Source organism: Pseudomonas sp. 1 (assembly GCF_056626735.1).
In genome coordinates this window covers 1-883 of record NZ_JBWXMQ010000050.1, presented here as the reverse complement: position 1 = coordinate 883, position 883 = coordinate 1, and the positions used below count along the sequence as shown (strand labels likewise).

The window sequence follows — 883 nt, the reverse complement described above, 5'->3', positions numbered from 1 at the left end:
GCTCCCCGTTGAAAGGAAGTGCGGGTTTTCATAGTGGGGACTGATAAATAAATGCGCCCCCTTTTATTCTCTTTTATTCTTAGTTTTGATTTCTCCACTTTTAGTTCTATTGATTCAATATAGCAATGCTCTCATATATATTGTCATTCCCTGGAGATCCAGGTCCCGGACTCCGTCCCTTAAATTGATGCATGACGTAATAGCGGCTGCTGCTTTGTAATTCAGTTGATGCATTCAGAAGGTCTGAAAACGAGTTGAGAACAATAAATTTGATTTCAAGTATTATCGCGTCACCGAGCATTTGTGCGTATGATGCATACGGGGTTGCGTTTTTTTCTCTTGCCCATTGCAGGTATTGAGAGTGAGAAATAGTTGAGCTACTTTGAATGTGTACGTATCTTTTTACATTGCTGCAAGTAACCTTATAACTTTTTACTTGGCCTGTTTTATCCTCCACTGTGATGTCGGCCGTTCCGTTCCCCTCACTGCACACAACTCCATCATCATCAACCGAGGCAATCAAGCTGTTAGAGGTTTTATATATGTATGGACCGATTCCGCCTGTTGCTTGGCGCGTCGCACTAGTTCCGGGAGGATTGCCGACTTTCTCCCACTTGAGCGAAGTACCCGCGATTGAGACATTGGCTCCATTCAAATTCATCTGAGATGGATCAATCCATAGAGGACTTAATACGGTGAAGCTCCGCGCTGCCGACGTCTGGCCGGAACCATACAACGCCCTGGCGGTGAAGCTGTGAGGCGCGACGGTCAGGTCGGTCACTGTCAGCGTCCAGATCCCGGTCCCCGGATCGGCGGGAGGCTGCCCTTTGGATGTCGTGCCATCGAATACCTCGACTTTATGACCCTTGGCGGCGATGCCGGT

At 47.8% G+C, this 883-nt stretch carries 1 protein-coding gene; it reads right to left on the bottom strand.

What is annotated here, in order from left to right; translation table 11 throughout:
- Positions 1–106 precede the first annotated feature (106 nt).
- A partial coding sequence (locus tag AC1MDC_RS28640) for an Ig-like domain-containing protein (protein ID WP_480394189.1) occupies positions 107–883 on the bottom strand: 777 nt, incomplete at its 5' end.